Raw genomic sequence first — 16,904 nt, forward strand, 5'->3', positions numbered from 1 at the left:
ATCCGAGTTGGCATTGGCGTGAAGATGTTTATAATGCGGCCGCGTGATGTCGAAGCCGGAGAGAGAGTAATGAAAAAAAGCAGAAATGAAGTGGCTCGCTGGAGAATGTTGCGTCAGGCGCATCGCCGCCGCGCCCGCTGGCTGGAAGGGCAGTCGCGTCGCTACAGCCGCATCCACGCCATTCGCCATCAGCTGGCGCAGCAGCAGCGCCGTTCGATTCTCTTTATCACGCAGAATATTTGAGAAAAGCCGCCGCAGGGCGGCTTTTTGTTATCTTTTCAACACCAGCACCACATTCACTATCTGCGTCGCCGCCGCCAGTACAATCAGCATCACAATGATCTGCTTTTTGTTTCTCCAGCCGTGACGCCGCCAGATCAGCAGCGCGCTGGCAATCAGCCCTGTTACCAGCGCCAGCAGCACCATAATCAGCCATTGCATCGCTGTTACCCCGAGTGAGAAAAGAAAAATGGCTTCGGCGCGGACGCGGAAGCCATAGAGAATGTATCTGGACGAGGGGTCAGAAAACGCGCTTAAACGGTTTTACCGACACGTTCTTATAAACGCCCGCCGCGATATAGGGATCGGCTTCCGCCCAGGCCTGCGCGGCTTCCTGCGAGCTGAACTCCGCGATGATCGCTGAGCCGGTAAAACCTGCAACGCCAGGATCGTTGCTGTCGACGGCCGGCATTGGCCCGGCGACGATCAGACGGCCTTCATCCTGTAGCAGCTGCAGGCGCGCCAGATGGGCGGGGCGCACCGAGGTGCGTTTTTCCAGAGAATCAGCGTTATCTTCAGCGTAAATGATATACAGCACTTAGAAGCCCCCATTGGCTCATCATATTTCCGCAACACGGTAAGGGATCGTAAATGAGAGTGCAAACGAAAGATAGGGATGAACCCAATGGGCCGCAGGCGAGGTTAAAAAAGGCGGTCCTTGTCCTCATTTTTCAGCAGTTATTGAAACTGATTGCTATTTGCATTTAAAATCTCCCCTCTATTCTTTAACTGCGACTGCTATGACCACGTTGACAATGCCCATTCCAAAACGTACGCCCGTTTCCGTGCTGCTCTCTGTAGCGCTGCACGGGGCCGTTATCGCCGGCATTCTTTATGCCTCGTTTCATCAGGTTATCAACGTCCCGAAAGCTTCGCAGCCGATTAGCGTCAGTCTGGTGGCGCCGGAAGTGCAGCCCGCGCCCGCGCCGGTGGTCGAGCAGCCGCAGCCGGAACCCCAGCCCGAGCCAGAGCCGGTGCCGGAACCGCAGCCGGTGCCGGAGCCGCCTAAAGCTGAACCGGTGCCGATCCCGGTGCCGCAACCGAAGCCGAAGCCCAAACCGAAGCCTAAACCTAAAGTCGAGCACAAGCGCGAGGTCAAACCGCGTCAGGAGGCGAAGCCGCAGGAAAATCCCTTTAAGCAGGACGCGCCAGCCATCCAGACTAAACCCACCAGCGCGCCGAAATCGAGCCCGTCCCCAACTCAGTCGGTGTCGCAGGGGCCGAAGGCGTTAAGCGTGTCGAAGCCGGGCTACCCCACGCGCGCGCTGGCGTTGCGCATTGAGGGGCGCGTGCGGGTGCAGTTCGACGTAGGCGACGACGGCCGCGTGGAAAATGTCACTATTCTCTCCGCCCAGCCGCGCAACATGTTTGAGCGCGAGGTGAAGCAGGCGATGAAACAGTGGCGCTATCAGCCTGGCCGTCCGGGTAAAAATCTGACGATGAATATCGTCTTCAACATCAACGGCGGTTCCAGCATTGAATAAAAAAAAGCGGTCAGATGACCGCTTTTTTATTACTCATCCGGCGCGATATTGGCTCGTCCCGGCGGCAGCGGCCGCGACTTGCCTTGATTATCCACCGCGACATAGATAAACACCGCCTCGGTGGCGCAGTAGGTTTGTCCAATCGGTTCAGATGAGACTTTTTTGATCCACACTTCGACATTGATGGTCATCGAACTGGTCCCGGTGCGTATGCAGCGCGCGTGGCAGCTCACCACGTCGCCCACCGCTACCGGCTTGAGAAACGACATGCCGTCAACGCGCACCGTCACCACGCGACCTTCGGCAATCTCTTTCGCCAAAATTGCGCCGCCCATGTCCATCTGCGACATCAGCCAGCCGCCGAAAATATCGCCATTGGCGTTGGTGTCCGCCGGCATCGCCAGGGTACGCAACACCATTTCGCCTTGCGGCAACTTATGTTTTTCGTCCATCGCTCCACTTCTTTTGCAGGTGAAGGCGCGCTGCGCCAGCAATGCCCGGTGAGGGCGGAATATTATTTTTCTTCTTGTTGCGGCATCTGTCGCCAGATGTAGACGCCGCTAATCAGGGTAAACAGCAGGGTCAGGGCGGTCAGACCAAACACCTTAAAGTTAACCCAAAAGGCTTCAGGCAACCAAAACGCCACGTAAATATTCGCCAGGCCGCAGGCGAGGAAGAACAGCGCCCAGGCGACATTGAGGCGACGCCAGCTGGTTTCCGGCAGCTGAATCTCTTTGCCCAGCAGGCTCTTGATCAGCGGCTGTGCCATAAAGAACTGGCTGTAGAGCAGCGCCAGCGCGAACAGGCTGTAGATCACTGTGACCTTCCATTTGATAAATTCATCGTTATGGAAAACCAGCGTCAGGGTGCCGAACACCGCCACCAGCACGAAGGTGACGATGGTCATCTTCTCCAGCTTGCGATAGAGCACCCAGCTCGCCACCAGCGCCAGACCAGTGGCGACGATCAGCGCGCCGGAGGCGACGAAGATGTCGTAGAGCTTGTAAAAAATAAAGAAGACCACTAAAGGAAGGAAATCGAGTAACTGCTTCATAGGCATTCCAGTTCAGACAGGGTAAAAGCCGCGCCCGCAGGCGCGACGGGCTTAACGGGCCAGCATATAAAGCCGGAAAAGATAGATGATCAGCAGCGCGGAAATCAGGTTGCCGATGGCGGTCACGCCGATCGCCAGCGCATTGTCAGGCAGTGCGCTCAGCGACGAGGAGGCAAACAGTAGCGCCATCTTCGCCAGCAGCCAGAGCACGATTGCCGGCGCGATCAGCCGCAGGTTTTTCCATGCCAGACGGCAGCTGGCGCGCATCGCGGCAAAAATACCGCTTTTTTCGCTGGCGAGGATCACCGGCGAAAGCGACAGCAGGATCGCCAGCATCACGCCCGGTACCATCAGCACCATAAAGCCCAGCTGGACCACCAGGGTAATCAGGAAGGTCTGCAGCAGCAGCTTCGGCAGCAGCGGGGCGGAGGCGCCGATAGCGCGCAGCGCGCTGACGCGTTGTCCGTCAGAGACCATCGGGATCAGGCAGAGCATGCCGCCGAGCAGCAGCGTATTGCCGATCAGCGCGGAGAAGGTGCCAGCTGCCGAGGCGCGCAGCAGAATGCGCTGCTGCTCCGGCGACATGTTCTGCACCAGTTCAAACAGAGAAGTTGCGCTGGTGTCGCCCTGCTGGAGCTGGGCCAGCTGTTCGCCGCCAGGGGTAAACGCGTGCACCAGAATAACCGTGATAAACGCCGTCAGTAACGACATCAGCACAATGGTCAGCAACTGGTGGCGGAAGAAATTTCCTGTGTCACGGTATAACGAGCTTGCCGTGATAGACATGTACACTCCTTGGTGGAACCGGGTTAATTAACCCGGCGATTGTACATGGTCTGGCCCGGCGCTGGCACCCGCCGCGCGATAACTTTCTGTCATGGAAGGTAAAGAAGGGTGAAAAAGGGGGGCGGCAGGGCGCAGCGGACACGGGCACAGACTCCTTGCATTGTGAGCATTATACGCAGATTGTGCACAACGCTTCTGGCGCGGCTAATTTATTCGCTGGCAAGGCATCAATAAGAACCTCTTTGTCATTCATTATGCTGCTCTTAAACTTTACTATGCAGTGGCGCGGTCGTTCCACGTATCACGATAAATGATATTTCCTTCCACATATTTCCATGTAATCGCTTCATAGCGCAGTTCCAGGGTCTCTAAATGTGTGCTGCTGATGCCTGTTGGGGAGAGGTAGGGCGAAACCGTGGTCATTTTGACGTTGTCTAAAATGATATTGAAGTATTCCGCCTCAATGCCCGATTCCAGAATATGATACATCCTGATGGTGGCTTTTTTCAGAGTGCGGCCTTCACACACCGCCCGGTAAAGCAGTGGCGTGGTTTTATCGAACTCTTTAACGATGGTGACAGGGCGGTGAACGCGGGTGCCCGTCAGTTTTCCCCAGGAGGGATCAACCGGTATAGTCACGCCGTGCGAGAAAGATTTTAATTCGACAGATCCGATACGCAGCGGCATTAAACAACCGCCAACAATCGGTGAGCCGTTTTCATCTTCAAGCCATAAATGTGCTGGTGTTGACATAGAATTTCCTTATTGCAATTAAAAAATCTATCTGATTAAGCATTACCACTTTATAAAAACGATTGTACATAAGAGAAACAGCGGTATAAGCCATAGCGGGCTTTGAGGAAACAACCATGCCTGAGTTAGTGCGAACAGAACTGTTAACACGGATGGACCGTACAGAGATATTAGAGATTTAAAAACCCTTTTAAACACTCTCTTGATGAGATCGAACAGCATTATCCGACCATCCTGGCGATAATATCAGCCAGGGTTGCATCTGATACCATCTGTGCTTTCATCGCACCAGCGTTCTCAAGCACTGGCGCTATCAGGAAGTACATCATTTCAAGGTCTTGCTGGTATAGCGCAGTGTAATAAGCGGGATACATAAATTTAAGGCGGTTCGCATACTCTGCCGCTTTCTGGACAACGCCATAAATGCCCATCGCTCCAGTCAGATGACCAGCACGGCGGCCGATAAGCGAGCTTATTTCAAGGCTTACACTCAGACCTGCGGAAACAACTGAGGCTGTTGCTAAAGCGAAACCGGTATTTGTCAGCGAACTGGAGGCAATATGAATGTTGACTAAAAAAAGTGATTTTTTTATATATTCTAATTGCTTGTCTGTCTTATGTTTAAAAACTTCCTCAAAATATATTTTGAGCATCTCATAAGCAATATCGCCATGTTGTAGCAAACGGACAACGCTTAAAGAAAACCGGAAATCCTCATTTTTCTGATTTTTGCATACATCTTGATATTCATCCGTAAAACACGATGCGTAATAAAGTGCACGTTTTGCGCCTGCCCCAGTCATCGTAACCTGATTTGAAATAGCGTTAGCGACTCCAGTCACAGCATGATCAATTTTTAATGCCAGTATATTGTTAGCTTGCAAGTAATCAATAAGGCCATTTTTGTCATACATTACCTTGTCCTTTTGGCTGGATCCCTTTTGTAAAATTGACTGTCCGTCGAATATATTGCGAACGGCAGATCAGAAAGAGGCAGGCATTGAATTTTATCTAAGGTAAGGCGAACGGCTCGCTATGTAAACAGGCATGCCTCAGGTTAAGGCGGTTATATATCCTCAATTGAGAAACATTGTTATTTAAAGGCTCTGCTTTCATAAGCAGAGCCTTTACTGCTTCATGTAAAGCATTTAATTGTCGCTGATATAACCTGCACCTTCACTGGCCTGATGCGGTTTTTCTGCCATAAAGCCTGAAGAGTGATAAAGAGGCGGCAGGCCATACCGGGCGCGGGCACGATCGCAGGCTTCATTATAAACGCCATTTTCGCCCGACATGGCAAACTCGCGGCAGGGAGACGGGCGCTGCGCATAGATGCCGCAGGAGACGCAGCCGCCCGGCTCGCCCTGTAGCGCCACGCAGCGCGGTTCGCGCGCGTTGGTGCCACGCATCGCCCGCATCATCAGGTTTAACGGCTCGGTCAGGTCGGCCGGCACTACGCCGCCGGCGTCATCAGCTTCCGCCCAGTAAAAAGAGACGCGGAAGTGGGCGCAGCAGGCGCCGCAGGTCATGCATGGGTTGGAATTATCGCTCATTTGATCGCCCGCCACTCCTGAGGCATCGAACCAAAATCAACACGGGGAAAAATCAAAATAATCACGCTGATAAATTTCTTCAAGAGGAATTTCACCTCTGCCAGTCGCGTCTAAATTGATCTGAATCAATTCTTTGTTTTATAAGCCAATTATCGGGATTGATTTGGATGCATTTTTTGCCAAATCACGCTAGAACGTTGCCCATAACCAGCAAGCATATTTATTTCTATTTTTTTTGTGCAAAGGAGTGATCATGAAACTGACTAAATGCGCGTTTCTTCTGGCTATGGCTTTACCACAGATGGCGCTGGCGCACGAAGCGGGCGATTTCTTTATGCGTGCAGGCAGCGCGACGGTACGGCCGACCGAAGGCTCCGACAATGTGCTGGGCATGGGCGGCTTCGACGTCAGCAACAATACCCAGCTTGGCCTGACCCTGACCTGGATGGCGACCGATAATATTGGTGTCGAACTGCTGGCGGCGACGCCGTTCCGCCATAAAGTCGGGCTGGGGGCAACCGGCACGCTGGCGACGGTGCGTCAGCTGCCACCCACGCTGATGGCGCAGTATTACTTCTTCGACAGCCAGAGCAAGGTGCGTCCCTATGTGGGCGTCGGCATTAACTACACCACCTTTTATGACGCCGACTTCAATCAAACCGGGCGTGATGCCGGCCTGAGCGACCTCAGCGTGAAAGATTCCTGGGGCGTGGCGGGTCAGGTGGGGCTCGACTACCAGATTAACCGCGACTGGATGCTGAACGCCTCGCTCTGGTATATGGATATCGATACGGAAGTGAAATTTAAGGCGGGCGGAAAACAGCAGAATATCGATACGCGCATCGATCCCTTTGTCTTCTTTTTTGGCGCGGGCTACCGCTTCTGACAAAAAAAGGCCGCGAACTGAGCGCGGCCTTTTTTCTTTTAGCGTTACTTGATTTGCATATTATTCACAACAGACTTCACGCCCTTCACGGTACGCGTCACTTCTACTGCGCGATTAGCCATCTGCGGCGAGCTGACGAAGCCGCTTAGCTGCACCCGGCCCTTAAAGGTTTCGACGTTGATTTCACGCGATTTGAGTTCATCGTCATTCAGCAGCTGTGCTTTGACTTTGGTGGTGATCACCGTATCGTCGATATAACCCCCGGTGCCTTCCTGCTTCGCGGTAGGCGCACAGGCGCTCAGCGTCAGTGCGACCACAACGGCGGCCAGCGCGCCTGCAAGGACTTTAAACAGTTTCATTGCTTCTCTCCCTGTCTCAAACAAGATGCGCCGTTACCATAACGGCGCAAAATAAGTGTGGGCGGGAAAAGCGAAAGCGGCAACGTCGGGATGTAAAAAAGAGTGAGAAATCATGCCCTGGCGTGCGACAGGGCATGAAAAGCTTAGCGGGTGGCGGCTTTCAGACTGCTGACGAAGGCGGTGAGCTTCGCCAGCATCTCTTCCGGCTGCGCATGGTACTGCTCGATGATCTTCACGATCGCCGAGCCAGAGATCGCGCCCGCCGCGCCCGCGCCGAGTGCCTCTTTAACCTGCGCCGGTTCAGAGATGCCGAACCCCTGCAGCGGCTGCGCGGCGTTATACTCGCGCAGCTTGTTGATCAGATGCTGCAGCGGCAGGCTGCTGGCGCGATTTTCCGCACCGGTCACGCCAGCGCGCGAAAGAAGATAGGTGTAGCCGCGGCCGTGAGAGGCGATTTCGCGCAGCAGATCGTCGCTGGCGTTGGGCGGACAGATAAAAATAGGCGCAATGCCGTGGCGCAGCGCGGCCTGACGGAACGGCGCCGACTCCTCGACCGGCACGTCCGCCACCAGCACTGAGTCGACGCCCGCCTCGGCGCAGCGCGCATAGAAGGCGTCGATGCCGTTGCTAAACACCAGGTTGGCATACATCAGCAGGCCAATGGGCAGATCGGGATATTTTTGACGCACGCTGCTGAGCAGCTCGAAGCATTGCGCGGTGGTGGTGCCGGCGGCAAAAGCGCGCAGGGTGGCGTTCTGGATGGTCGGGCCGTCCGCCAATGGATCGGAGAAGGGAATGCCCAGCTCCAGCGCGTCGGCGCCGCCCGCGACCAGCGCGTCGATCACGTTTAACGACAGTTCCGGCGAGGGATCGCCCAGCGTAACGAAGGGCACGAAAGCGCCTTCTTTCTTCGCCTGTAAACGCGTGAACAGCTGTTGATAACGCTCCATCAGATTTCTCCCTGCGCAGTCAGAATATCGTGAACGGTGAAGATGTCTTTGTCGCCGCGGCCGGAGAGGTTGACCACCAGCAGCTGCTCTTTTTCAGGATTGTCGTGGATCATCTTCAGCGCGTGGGCCAGCGCGTGCGACGACTCCAGCGCCGGAATGATGCCTTCCGCCCGACAGAGCGTTTTAAACGCCGCCAGCGCTTCGTTGTCGGTAATCGACACGTACTCGGCGCGGCCGATGCTGTTGAGATGCGCGTGTTGCGGACCCACGGACGGGAAGTCGAGACCCGCTGAAATAGAGTAAGACTCTTCGATCTGTCCCTCTTCCGTCTGCATCATCGGCGCCTTCATGCCGAAGTAGATGCCGACGCGACCATGCTTGAGCGGCGCGCCGTGCTCGCCGGTTTCAATACCGTGACCCGCCGGTTCGACGCCGATCAAACCGACCTTTTCATCATTGATAAAGTCGGCAAACATGCCGATAGCGTTCGAGCCGCCGCCGACACAGGCGATAACCGCATCCGGCAGGCGTCCTTCTCTTTCCAGAATCTGCGCTTTGGTCTCTTCGCCGATCATGCGCTGAAACTCGCGCACGATAGTCGGGAAAGGGTGCGGGCCGGCCGCGGTGCCGAGCATATAGTGTGCGGTCTCATAGCTGCCCGACCAGTCGCGCAATGCCTCGTTACAGGCGTCTTTCAGCGTGGCGGAGCCGCTGTGCACCGGGATCACCTCGGCGCCCATCAGCCGCATACGGAAGACGTTGGGCGACTGGCGCTCGACATCTTTCGCGCCCATATAGATGCGGCACTTCATGCCGAGCAGCGCGCACGCCAGCGCTGAGGCGACGCCGTGCTGGCCGGCACCGGTTTCGGCGATGATTTCGTTTTTGCCCATGCGCTTCGCCAGCAGCGCCTGGCCGAGCACCTGGTTGGTTTTATGCGCGCCGCCGTGCAGCAGATCTTCACGCTTCAGGTAGAGGCGTGTTTTGGTGCCTTTTGTCAGGTTGCTGCACAGCGTCAGCGCCGTCGGGCGTCCCGCATAGTTTTTCAGCAGGTCGGTAAATTCCGCCTGAAACGCCGGATCTTTCTGCGCGTCGACAAACGCGGCTTCCAGCTGGCGCAGCGCCGGCATCAGGATCTGCGGCACGTACATACCGCCAAAGTCGCCAAAGTAGGGATTCAGTAGTGTCATGGTTTCATTTCCTTTTGGGCCCGCCACAGCGGACCTGACAAATCAGTAGGCGCGCAGCGTGCGGAACACCGCCGCGATTTTGCTGGCATCTTTGATGCCGGGCGCGCTTTCTACGCCGGAGTTGAAGTCGAGGCCCGCGCAGCCAAGGCGCGCGGCTTCTACGCAGTTATCCGCGCCCAGGCCGCCGGCCAGCAGCACGTCGCTTAAATCCTGATCCTGCAGCAGCGACCAGTCGAAGCGTTGGCCGCTGCCGCCGTTGCCGTTGTCAAACACGTAGCGGTCAACGTGCGGCCAGTCGCGCGTCGGCAGTGCGCTTTTAATGCTCAGCGCTTTCCAGATGGCAACCTCGGCCGGCAGCGCGGCGCGCAGCTCGGCCACAAAGGCGCGATCTTCGTCGCCGTGCAGCTGGATGGCGTGCAGCTTCAGCGCGCTCGCTTGCGTGACAATGTCACTTATTGCGGCGTTGCGGAACACCCCGACGTAGCGCAGCGGCGCGCCTGCCATCACCTGCTGTGCCTGAACGCTGTCGATGCGGCGCGGCGAACCCTCGGCGAAAATCAGGCCGCCGTAGAGCGCACCCGCTTCATAGGCCGCGCGGGCATCATCGGCGCGTGTCAGGCCGCACACTTTATTGTCGCCCAGCAGCACGCGGCGCACCGCGCCCGCCAGATCCGGCTCTTCCATCAGCGCCGAACCAATCAGAAAGCCGTTGGCGAAGTGGCTCAGCTCGCGCACCTGCGCATAGTTATGAATGCCCGATTCGCTGATCACCGTCACGCCGTGCGACAGACGCGGCGCCAGCTGGCGCGTGCGGTCGAGATCGATCGACATATCGCGCAGATCGCGGTTGTTGATGCCGACTACTTTCGCCTCCAGCGCAATGGCGCGCTCCAGCTCCGCTTCGTTGCTCACCTCGGTCAGCACGCCCATCTTCAGGCTGTGCGCCACGGCGGCGAGCTGACGATACTCTTCATCGTTCAGCACCGACAGCATCAGCAGAATGGCATCTGCCTGATAGTGGCGCGCCAGATAAATTTGATACGGGTCGATAATAAAGTCTTTGCACAGCACCGGCTGGGTGAGCGCCGCGCTGACGATCGGCAGAAAATCGAAGCTGCCCTGGAAATATTTTTCATCGGTCAGCACCGACACGGCAGAGGCGTAGTGGCGATAGATGCTGGCGATGGTCGCCGGATCGAAATCGTCGCGGATCAGCCCTTTTGAGGGCGACGCCTTTTTGCACTCAAGGATAAACACGGTGCGCGCGCCCTGCAGCGCATGATAGAAGCTGCGGCCGGCGGGCTGCAGCGCATCCTGAAAGGTGGCGAGCGGCTGCTGCGCTTTGCGCGCCTCAACCCATTGCGCTTTGTCCTGAACAATTTTTTCTAGAATCGTGCCTTGCATGGTTACCCTCTTGCTGCCAGAGCGACAACGCGCTCATAGGCTTGTCCGCTGCGGATGGCCTGGAGCGCACGCTGCGCGTTTTCACGCAAATCTTCATGACCGAATACTTTCAACAACATCGCCACGTTGACGGCGACCGCTTCCTCATGGGCCTGCTGGCCATTACCCTGAAGTAAACGTGTCAGAATGTCACGGTTTTCTTCCGGCGTGCCGCCCGCCAGCGCCTCCTTGGGATGGAAGCCGAAGCCGAAGTCCTCCGGCGTGAGCTGATAGCGGGTGATCTCCCCGTCGCGCAGCTCGGCGACATGGGTAGCGCTGTGCAGCGCCACCTCGTCCATGCCGCCGCCGTGCACCACCGCGGCGCGCTGGTAGCCCAGCACCTTCAGCGTCTGAGCAATGGGCAGCACCAGCTCCGGGCTGTAGACACCAATCACCGCCAGCGGCGGCCGCGCCGGGTTAATCAGCGGGCCAAGCACGTTGAACAGGGTGCGGGTTTTCAGCTGCTGACGCACCGGCATCGCATGGCGAAAACCGGTGTGGTACTGCGGCGCGAACAGGAAACAGACGTTAAGATCGTCCAGCGCCGCGCGCGCCTGGTCAGCGGGCATCGCGAGATCGATGCCGAACGCCGCCAGCAGATCGGACGAGCCGGACTTGCTGGAGACGCTGCGGTTGCCGTGCTTCGCCACTTTCAGCCCGCAGGTGGCAGCGACGAAGGCGCTGGCGGTCGAGATATTAATGCTGTTGCTGCCGTCGCCGCCGGTGCCGACGATATCGGCAAAGGCGTAGTGGGGACGCGGAAAGGGTTTGGCATCCTCCAGCAGCGCGCAGGCGGCGCCTGCAATCTCCTGCGGGGACTCGCCGCGCACCTTCATAGCAATCAGCGCGGCGGCGAGCTGGGTCGGCTCCAGCTGGCCGGTAATGATGGCGCTGAATAGCTGGTGGCTCTCGCCCTGCGTCAGCGTCTGCGCCTGATAGAGTTTTTCCAGAATGGCATGCATGATCATTCTCCCTGTGATGGCGCCAGCGCCCAGGCCAGCGTCTGTTCCAGCAGACGAGCGCCCTGAGTGGTCAGGATGGATTCAGGATGGAACTGGAAGCCGCAGACGCGATCGGCGTCGTGGCGCACCGCCATCACCATGCCGTTGAAGCTGGCGTTAACGGTCAGCTCCGCCGGCGTGTTGCTGCCCACCAGCGAGTGGTAGCGCGCCACCGGCAGCGGATTGCTCAGCCCGGCAAACATCGCTTCGCCGTCGTGATCCACGGCCGAGGCTTTGCCGTGCAGGATCTCGCCCGCCTGGCCGACATGGCCGCCATAGGCCTCGACGATCGCCTGATGGCCGAGACAGATGCCGATAATCGGCAGCCGTCCGCGCAGGGTTTGCAACAGCTCCGGCATACAGCCAGCCTCGCTCGGCGCGCCAGGGCCCGGCGAAAGCATCAGCACCGGGTTTTCCATGCGCTGTAAACGCTCTACCAGCAGCGCGGCCGGCACGTTGTTGCGATAGATCACCACGTTGTGGCCGAACGCGCGCAGCTGATCAACGAGGTTATAGGTAAAGGAGTCGATGTTATCGAGCAGCAGGATATCGGCCATCAGAAAATCTCCTTGCAGTGATGGGCGGTGGCGATGGCGCGCAGCACGGCGCGCGCTTTGTTGCGGCTTTCGTCCGCTTCGGCCTGCGGGCTGGAGTCAAGCACCACGCCCGCGCCCGCCTGAACCGTGGCGACGCCGTCCTCTACCCAGGCGGAGCGGATCACGATGCAGGTGTCGAGATCGCCATGCGCGGTAAAGTAGCCAACCGCGCCGCCGTAGCTGCCGCGCCGCGTGCCTTCCGCCGCAGCGATCAGCTGCATGGCGCGCACTTTCGGCGCGCCGCTCAGGGTGCCCATATTCATGCAGGCGCGGTAGGCGTGCAGCACGTCGAGATCTTCGCGCAGCGTGCCGACCACGCGTGACACCAGATGCATCACAAAGGAGTAGCGGTCGACTTTGGTCAGGTCGGCGACGTAGCGGCTGCCCGGCACGCAGATGCGCGCCAGATCGTTGCGCGCCAAATCCACCAGCATCAGGTGTTCGGCCAGCTCTTTATGGTCGGTGCGCATCTCCAGCTCGATGCGGCTGTCGAGGTCGCGGTCCAGCGAGCCGTCGGCGTGGCGGCCGCGCGGGCGCGTGCCGGCAATCGGGTAGATCTCAATCTGACGCGAGGTGGCGTCATATTTCAGCGAGCTTTCCGGCGAGGCGCCGAACAGCGCGAAATCCTGATCCTGCATAAAGAACATATAGGGGCTGGGGTTGCTGTTCTTCAGCGTCTCATAGGCGGCCAGCGGCGACGGGCAGGGCAGCGAGAAGCGGCGCGACGGCACCACCTGGAAGATCTCGCCAATGCGGATCGCCTCCTGCATCTGGCGCACGGTGGCGCAATAGTCTTCATCGCTCTGGCTGACGCTCAGCGCCATCTGCTCGACCTTCTGCACCGGCAGCGCCGGCGCGGGCTGCAGCATCTGGCCGTGCAGCTGTTCGATACGGCTTTGCAGGCGCTGGAATTCGCTGGTGGAGGGGCAGAACAGGCTCGCCTGTAATTTCGCGCTGCGCGTCTGGTGGTCGAGCACCAGCAGCGTCTCCGCCAGATAGAAGCAGTAGTCGGGGCAGCGCTGCTGATTCTCCAGCGTCGGCAGATCCTCAAAACCCGCCACCAGGTCATAGGCAAACAGGCCACCCAGCAGCACGGCTTCGCGTTCGTCGGCCGGCGCGTTGACCAGCTGTGGGATCAGACGCAGCGCGTCGAACACCGACAGCGCCTGCAGGCGGGAGTCTTCATCCTGCACCGCGTCAGCGCCGGGAAAAGTCAGCTCGCGACCGTCAGGACGCGCCGCGATGGTGACGCTGGCGGGCAGCGCCGCGTCGAGCAGCGGCAGCAGCGCGCGGCCATTCTCTGACAGCGCCTGCACCGTAACGCTGGCACCCATGGCGCTGACGCGCAGCGCGCTGTCGACGATCAGCAGGCTTTTCAGATTACGTTTGCTGTCGATATCCGCCGACTCGAGCAGCAGGGTAGCCGGACGTGCGCCGCATAACTGATGAAACACTGCGGCCGGATCTTCGCGGTAGGGCGCGGTGCCGGTAATCAACTTCACTGTAGGTTTCGCATTTGGCATGGTGGTCTCTCTGAAATTCGCCTAAAAAAAAGCCCGCTTTAAGCGGGCTCGGGTCTCTGCACAGCGTTACGCATGAGGTGCTCGACGTCGCCCGTCAGGGGAAACATCGCGCCACCAGCCTGCAGAAAGCATCAAAATCGTCGCCATGATAGAGGACCCGTTTAGTTGTGAACTTGTGTACTAGTTAACGGGTTCAACGCGGAAAAGTCAATACGCTTTTTCAGCCGCGCCGAAAATCGTTATCATGCTGGCCGCGCCAACATGCTACAGAGGTATTTTTTGAACGAGATAGCCCGTTTTCCGCTTTACGATCTACACAGCCACACGCGCGCCTCCGACGGGCTGCTGACGCCGGAGGCGCTGGTGCAACGCGCCGTCGCCATGCGCGTCGGCGTGCTGGCGATCACCGATCACGACAGCGTGGCGGGCGTCGCGGCGGCGCAGCGCGCCGTGGAGGAGCAGGCCTTGCCGCTGAAGGTGCTGGCGGGCGTAGAGGCGTCGACGCTGTGGGAGAATCATGAAATTCATATCGTCGGGCTGAATATCGATATTCACCATCCGGCCATCATCGCCTTTCTGGCAGAGCAGGCGCGCTGTCGTCAGGCGCGCGCAGAGCTGATCGCCGAGCGGCTGGAAAAGGCGCGCATTCCTGGCGCGCTAGAAGGCGCCGCCCGGCTGGCAGATGGCGGCGTGATCACGCGTGGTCATTTTGCCCGCTTTCTTATCGAGCAGGGCAAGGCGGATACGGTGGCGCAGGTGTTTAAAAGCTATCTGGCGCGCGGCAAAACCGGCTATGTGCCGCCGCAATGGTGTACAATTAAACAAGCCATTGATGCCATTCACCATTCTGGCGGCTGCGCGGTGCTGGCGCACCCGGGCCGCTACGGTTTGTCGGCGAAATGGCTGAAGCGCCTGGTGGCGCATTTTCGCGACGCGGGCGGCGACGCGATGGAGGTGGCGCAGTGTCAGCAGGCGCCGAACGAGCGCACGCAGCTGGCGCAGTACGCCCGCGATGCCAGCCTGGCCGCATCGCAAGGTTCCGATTTTCATCAACCCTGTCCGTGGATTGAGCTGGGCCGCAAACTCTGGCTGCCCGCCGGCGTTGAGCCAGTGTGGGAACGTTTCCCGGCGCTGGCGCCCGCAGGCTCAGACACCGACAGGTGATACGAGGTTTTTTATGAGTCAACTGTTTCACATTCACCCGGACAATCCGCAGCCGCGCCTGGTCTCTCAGGCCGTCGACTACCTCAATAAGGGCGGCGTGATCGTCTATCCCACCGACTCCGGCTATGCGCTGGGCTGTCGGCTGGAAGAGAAAAACGCGCTGGAGCGCATCTGCCGTATTCGTCAGCTGGACGGTAACCATAACTTCACGCTGATGTGCCGCGATCTGTCGGAAATCTCCAACTACTCGCAGGTGGACAACAGCGCGTTTCGCCTGCTGAAAAACAACACGCCGGGCAGCTACACCTTTATTCTGAAAGCGACCAAAGTGGTGCCGCGCCGCCTGATGAACGACAAGCGCAAAACCATTGGCCTGCGCGTGCCGTCGAACCCTATCGCGCTGGCGCTGCTGGAGGCGCTCAACGAGCCGATGATGTCGACCTCGTTGATCCTGCCAGGCAACGACTTTACCGAGTCGGATCCGGAAGAGATCCAGCACAGCATCGGCAAGCTGGTCGATTTAATCATTGACGGCGGCACGCTGGGCCAGCAGCCGACCACGGTGGTCGATCTCACCAGCGACGCGCCGACCATCGTGCGCGAAGGGTCAGGCGATACCCGACCTTTCCTGTAACTCTCGTGTCAGGCGCCGCGCTGGCCGATATTCTGTTTTAGCCAGTTTTGAAAATCGGAATAAGGGATATAGAGCGACACATCCTTTAATACGGTTTTGCCACTGCGGTTGCTTTTTATCTGGTCGCTGAAGCCGACAATAACGCCGCCAAGCGTATTGTCGGCGTTATAGACCGCGCCGCCCGACATGCCTTTGACAACGCCCGCATTAGACGCCATCGCCATACAGGGTTTTTTATTCCAGCTGTTACGAATAGCGGTGCGCGCTAAATTGGTGCCCGACGACTCCACCGGCATAGCGGATATAAAACTGTAGCCGTACATTTTTACCGTGTCGCCCACGTTGCCGCTGCGGAATTTAGCCAGCGTCGCTGCGTCGTTTTTGTGATAAATAATCGCCAGGTCGCAATAGGGGTGATACGCCTTAACGCGCTGCACGGCAAATTTTGCTACGTGCGCCGCAGTCAGACTGTATTCGGGCGTGATAGGGATGCTGCTGCCTAGCGTGCCGAGACCGAGAATCGTTGGAATGCCCGTGAAGCTCATGTCCACGTGCTGCATTGCCGAACGGCTGTATTCGGTATGGCCCACAGAGCAACCGCTTAGCGCCAGCGCAGCAAACGCCGGCCACAAGAACAGTTTTCTCATGGTGAGTATCTTTTTGGCTGGCATGTCGGAAAATCCCTGGTGAAGACTTTTGACATGCAATTTCAGGCTCATCACTAAGCCGTATTAACGCTGCAGTTCCGGTAGCGCCGGTTTATATTTTAAAGAAACTGCAAAAATTGAGTTAAGGTCTTGTTAATAACTTTCGCGCCAGTCTCTAATTAAGATTAATAATACGAAAGTTATATTTTGCGTTTCTGGCTCTGATTCTACCCATAATTCATCTGGCGACAATCGATTAAGATTAATCTTAAAAGGAAAGGCGGATAAATAGGGTGGTAATGCAATCTGCGATTAAAAAAAGAGGCGGCTGGCGTATTTGCGCGATAAATGGCTTACTTAAAGGCAAACTACCAGCATTTAATGCTGTAGGATTCTGCCGGGGCAGGTGAAAAAACAGCGAAAAAATCGCGAATAAGCTTAACCTTCTTTAAACTGTCGCATTTGCCTTATGAATCACGGGCGGTCGCAATATATTAGCGGCAGGCACCTGAGGCGGGCTGAAAAAAGCATTTTAGCTTCAACAGGTTGGCGATAAATCAGGCGATATGGCGGGCGGGAAGGGGGCGCAGGTTGCCGCCCGG

General features: G+C 57.7%; 19 protein-coding genes and 2 pseudogenes. 5 read left to right on the top strand and 16 right to left on the bottom strand.

From position 1 onward, the window contains the following. Positions 1-69: 69 nt before the first annotated feature. A complete protein-coding gene (locus B2J69_RS23580) occupies positions 70-243 on the top strand; it encodes a YciY family protein (RefSeq protein ID WP_094078491.1) in 174 nt (57 codons plus the stop codon). A gap of 27 nt (positions 244-270) precedes the next feature. Here B2J69_RS23580 and B2J69_RS24170 read toward each other — a convergent pair whose 3' ends face one another. Then, entirely contained in the window at positions 271-441 is a 171-nt protein-coding gene (locus tag B2J69_RS24170; RefSeq protein ID WP_167376559.1) for a hypothetical protein, read from the bottom strand. 79 nt (positions 442-520) lie between these two features. Beyond that, positions 521-817 carry a YciI family protein gene (locus B2J69_RS07870; protein WP_033790364.1) on the bottom strand — a complete coding sequence of 99 codons (297 nt, stop codon included), beginning with the start codon at positions 815-817 and terminating at the stop codon, positions 521-523. 202 nt (positions 818-1,019) lie between these two features. Between B2J69_RS07870 and tonB the strand changes: the two genes are divergently transcribed. After that, entirely contained in the window at positions 1,020-1,763 is a 744-nt protein-coding gene (tonB, locus tag B2J69_RS07875; RefSeq protein ID WP_081138047.1) for a TonB system transport protein TonB, read from the top strand. Between the two features lie 29 nt (positions 1,764-1,792). On the opposite strand, the gene yciA is transcribed toward tonB, so the two are convergent. The 7 genes and pseudogenes from yciA to B2J69_RS07910 all read right to left on the bottom strand — a co-directional run bounded on the left by yciA (position 1,793) and on the right by B2J69_RS07910 (position 5,909). After that, entirely contained in the window at positions 1,793-2,215 is a 423-nt protein-coding gene (yciA, locus tag B2J69_RS07880; protein ID WP_081138049.1) for an acyl-CoA thioester hydrolase YciA, read from the bottom strand. Between the two features lie 62 nt (positions 2,216-2,277). Next, positions 2,278-2,817 carry a septation protein A gene (locus B2J69_RS07885; RefSeq protein WP_081138052.1) on the bottom strand — a complete coding sequence of 180 codons (540 nt, stop codon included), beginning with the start codon at positions 2,815-2,817 and terminating at the stop codon, positions 2,278-2,280. A 51-nt stretch (positions 2,818-2,868) separates the two neighbouring features. Further along, positions 2,869-3,603: a YciC family protein gene (locus B2J69_RS07890; protein WP_081138055.1), complete on the bottom strand. Its 735-nt coding sequence runs from the start codon at positions 3,601-3,603 to the stop codon at positions 2,869-2,871. A gap of 27 nt (positions 3,604-3,630) precedes the next feature. Next, positions 3,631-3,720, bottom strand: a pseudogene (locus tag B2J69_RS24295) (YkgJ family cysteine cluster protein); the annotation flags it as partial. Positions 3,721-3,876: 156 nt separating this feature from the next. Next, the gene (locus B2J69_RS07895; protein ID WP_081138057.1) at positions 3,877-4,356 is read right to left on the bottom strand and encodes an Hcp family type VI secretion system effector; all 480 of its coding nucleotides are present in this window, start codon (positions 4,354-4,356) and stop codon (positions 3,877-3,879) included. A 221-nt stretch (positions 4,357-4,577) separates the two neighbouring features. Then, a complete protein-coding gene (locus tag B2J69_RS07905) occupies positions 4,578-5,270 on the bottom strand; it encodes a hypothetical protein (protein ID WP_081138061.1) in 693 nt (230 codons plus the stop codon). A 234-nt stretch (positions 5,271-5,504) separates the two neighbouring features. Beyond that, complete coding sequence (locus B2J69_RS07910) at positions 5,505-5,909, bottom strand: YkgJ family cysteine cluster protein (protein ID WP_081138063.1); 405 nt, start codon at positions 5,907-5,909, stop codon at positions 5,505-5,507. A gap of 253 nt (positions 5,910-6,162) precedes the next feature. Here B2J69_RS07910 and ompW point away from each other — a divergent pair, with 253 nt between their 5' ends. Further along, complete coding sequence (gene ompW / locus B2J69_RS07915; protein WP_081138065.1) at positions 6,163-6,795, top strand: outer membrane protein OmpW; 633 nt, start codon at positions 6,163-6,165, stop codon at positions 6,793-6,795. 44 nt (positions 6,796-6,839) lie between these two features. Here the strand turns inward: ompW and B2J69_RS07920 are convergent, their stop codons facing one another. The 6 genes and pseudogenes from B2J69_RS07920 to B2J69_RS07950 all read right to left on the bottom strand — a co-directional run bounded on the left by B2J69_RS07920 (position 6,840) and on the right by B2J69_RS07950 (position 13,857). Next, positions 6,840-7,154 (bottom strand): BON domain-containing protein, encoded by a 315-nt coding sequence (locus tag B2J69_RS07920; RefSeq protein ID WP_081138067.1) that lies wholly within the window; start codon positions 7,152-7,154, stop codon positions 6,840-6,842. A gap of 143 nt (positions 7,155-7,297) precedes the next feature. Beyond that, complete coding sequence (gene trpA, locus B2J69_RS07925; protein ID WP_081138069.1) at positions 7,298-8,104, bottom strand: tryptophan synthase subunit alpha; 807 nt, start codon at positions 8,102-8,104, stop codon at positions 7,298-7,300. Beyond that, positions 8,104-9,294, bottom strand: a complete 1,191-nt coding sequence (trpB, locus tag B2J69_RS07930) for a tryptophan synthase subunit beta (protein ID WP_081138072.1) — start codon at positions 9,292-9,294, stop codon at positions 8,104-8,106. Before trpB ends, trpA begins: the two co-directional genes overlap by 1 nt. A gap of 42 nt (positions 9,295-9,336) precedes the next feature. Continuing rightward, a complete protein-coding gene (gene trpCF / locus B2J69_RS07935) occupies positions 9,337-10,698 on the bottom strand; it encodes a bifunctional indole-3-glycerol-phosphate synthase TrpC/phosphoribosylanthranilate isomerase TrpF (RefSeq protein WP_081138075.1) in 1,362 nt (453 codons plus the stop codon). Between the two features lie 2 nt (positions 10,699-10,700). Then, positions 10,701-12,295 (bottom strand): annotated as a pseudogene (gene trpD, locus B2J69_RS24300) (bifunctional anthranilate synthase glutamate amidotransferase component TrpG/anthranilate phosphoribosyltransferase TrpD). Further along, the gene (locus B2J69_RS07950) at positions 12,295-13,857 is read right to left on the bottom strand and encodes an anthranilate synthase component 1 (RefSeq protein ID WP_081138081.1); all 1,563 of its coding nucleotides are present in this window, start codon (positions 13,855-13,857) and stop codon (positions 12,295-12,297) included. The pseudogene trpD and the gene B2J69_RS07950 overlap by 1 nt, the downstream one beginning before the upstream one ends. Before the next feature lie 279 nt (positions 13,858-14,136). Between B2J69_RS07950 and rnm the strand changes: the two genes are divergently transcribed. Then, positions 14,137-15,021, top strand: a complete 885-nt coding sequence (rnm, locus tag B2J69_RS07955) for an RNase RNM (RefSeq protein WP_081138083.1) — start codon at positions 14,137-14,139, stop codon at positions 15,019-15,021. 13 nt (positions 15,022-15,034) lie between these two features. Next, positions 15,035-15,655, top strand: a complete 621-nt coding sequence (locus tag B2J69_RS07960) for an L-threonylcarbamoyladenylate synthase (RefSeq protein WP_081138085.1) — start codon at positions 15,035-15,037, stop codon at positions 15,653-15,655. Positions 15,656-15,663: 8 nt separating this feature from the next. On the opposite strand, the gene B2J69_RS07965 is transcribed toward B2J69_RS07960, so the two are convergent. Beyond that, positions 15,664-16,302 carry a serine protease family protein gene (locus tag B2J69_RS07965; protein ID WP_081138087.1) on the bottom strand — a complete coding sequence of 213 codons (639 nt, stop codon included), beginning with the start codon at positions 16,300-16,302 and terminating at the stop codon, positions 15,664-15,666. Positions 16,303-16,904 lie beyond the last annotated feature (602 nt).

It is taken from the genome of Pantoea latae (assembly GCF_002077695.1).
GTDB classification, from domain to species: domain Bacteria; phylum Pseudomonadota; class Gammaproteobacteria; order Enterobacterales; family Enterobacteriaceae; genus Pantoea; species Pantoea latae.

Excerpts from the sequence above, each read along its gene's own strand:
- B2J69_RS23580 (WP_094078491.1), top strand. The coding sequence starts at position 70 with ATGAAAAAAAGCAGAAATGAAGTGGCTCGCTGGAGAATGTTGCGTCAG.
- B2J69_RS24170 (WP_167376559.1), bottom strand. The coding sequence starts at position 441 with ATGCAATGGCTGATTATGGTGCTGCTGGCGCTGGTAACAGGGCTGATT.
- tonB (WP_081138047.1), top strand. The coding sequence starts at position 1,020 with ATGACCACGTTGACAATGCCCATTCCAAAACGTACGCCCGTTTCCGTG.
- yciA (WP_081138049.1), bottom strand. The coding sequence starts at position 2,215 with ATGGACGAAAAACATAAGTTGCCGCAAGGCGAAATGGTGTTGCGTACC.
- B2J69_RS07885 (WP_081138052.1), bottom strand. The coding sequence starts at position 2,817 with ATGAAGCAGTTACTCGATTTCCTTCCTTTAGTGGTCTTCTTTATTTTT.
- B2J69_RS07890 (WP_081138055.1), bottom strand. The coding sequence starts at position 3,603 with ATGTCTATCACGGCAAGCTCGTTATACCGTGACACAGGAAATTTCTTC.
- B2J69_RS07895 (WP_081138057.1), bottom strand. The coding sequence starts at position 4,356 with ATGTCAACACCAGCACATTTATGGCTTGAAGATGAAAACGGCTCACCG.
- B2J69_RS07905 (WP_081138061.1), bottom strand. The coding sequence starts at position 5,270 with ATGTATGACAAAAATGGCCTTATTGATTACTTGCAAGCTAACAATATA.
- B2J69_RS07910 (WP_081138063.1), bottom strand. The coding sequence starts at position 5,909 with ATGAGCGATAATTCCAACCCATGCATGACCTGCGGCGCCTGCTGCGCC.
- ompW (WP_081138065.1), top strand. The coding sequence starts at position 6,163 with ATGAAACTGACTAAATGCGCGTTTCTTCTGGCTATGGCTTTACCACAG.
- B2J69_RS07920 (WP_081138067.1), bottom strand. The coding sequence starts at position 7,154 with ATGAAACTGTTTAAAGTCCTTGCAGGCGCGCTGGCCGCCGTTGTGGTC.
- trpA (WP_081138069.1), bottom strand. The coding sequence starts at position 8,104 with ATGGAGCGTTATCAACAGCTGTTCACGCGTTTACAGGCGAAGAAAGAA.
- trpB (WP_081138072.1), bottom strand. The coding sequence starts at position 9,294 with ATGACACTACTGAATCCCTACTTTGGCGACTTTGGCGGTATGTACGTG.
- trpCF (WP_081138075.1), bottom strand. The coding sequence starts at position 10,698 with ATGCAAGGCACGATTCTAGAAAAAATTGTTCAGGACAAAGCGCAATGG.
- B2J69_RS07950 (WP_081138081.1), bottom strand. The coding sequence starts at position 13,857 with ATGCCAAATGCGAAACCTACAGTGAAGTTGATTACCGGCACCGCGCCC.
- B2J69_RS07960 (WP_081138085.1), top strand. The coding sequence starts at position 15,035 with ATGAGTCAACTGTTTCACATTCACCCGGACAATCCGCAGCCGCGCCTG.
- B2J69_RS07965 (WP_081138087.1), bottom strand. The coding sequence starts at position 16,302 with ATGAGAAAACTGTTCTTGTGGCCGGCGTTTGCTGCGCTGGCGCTAAGC.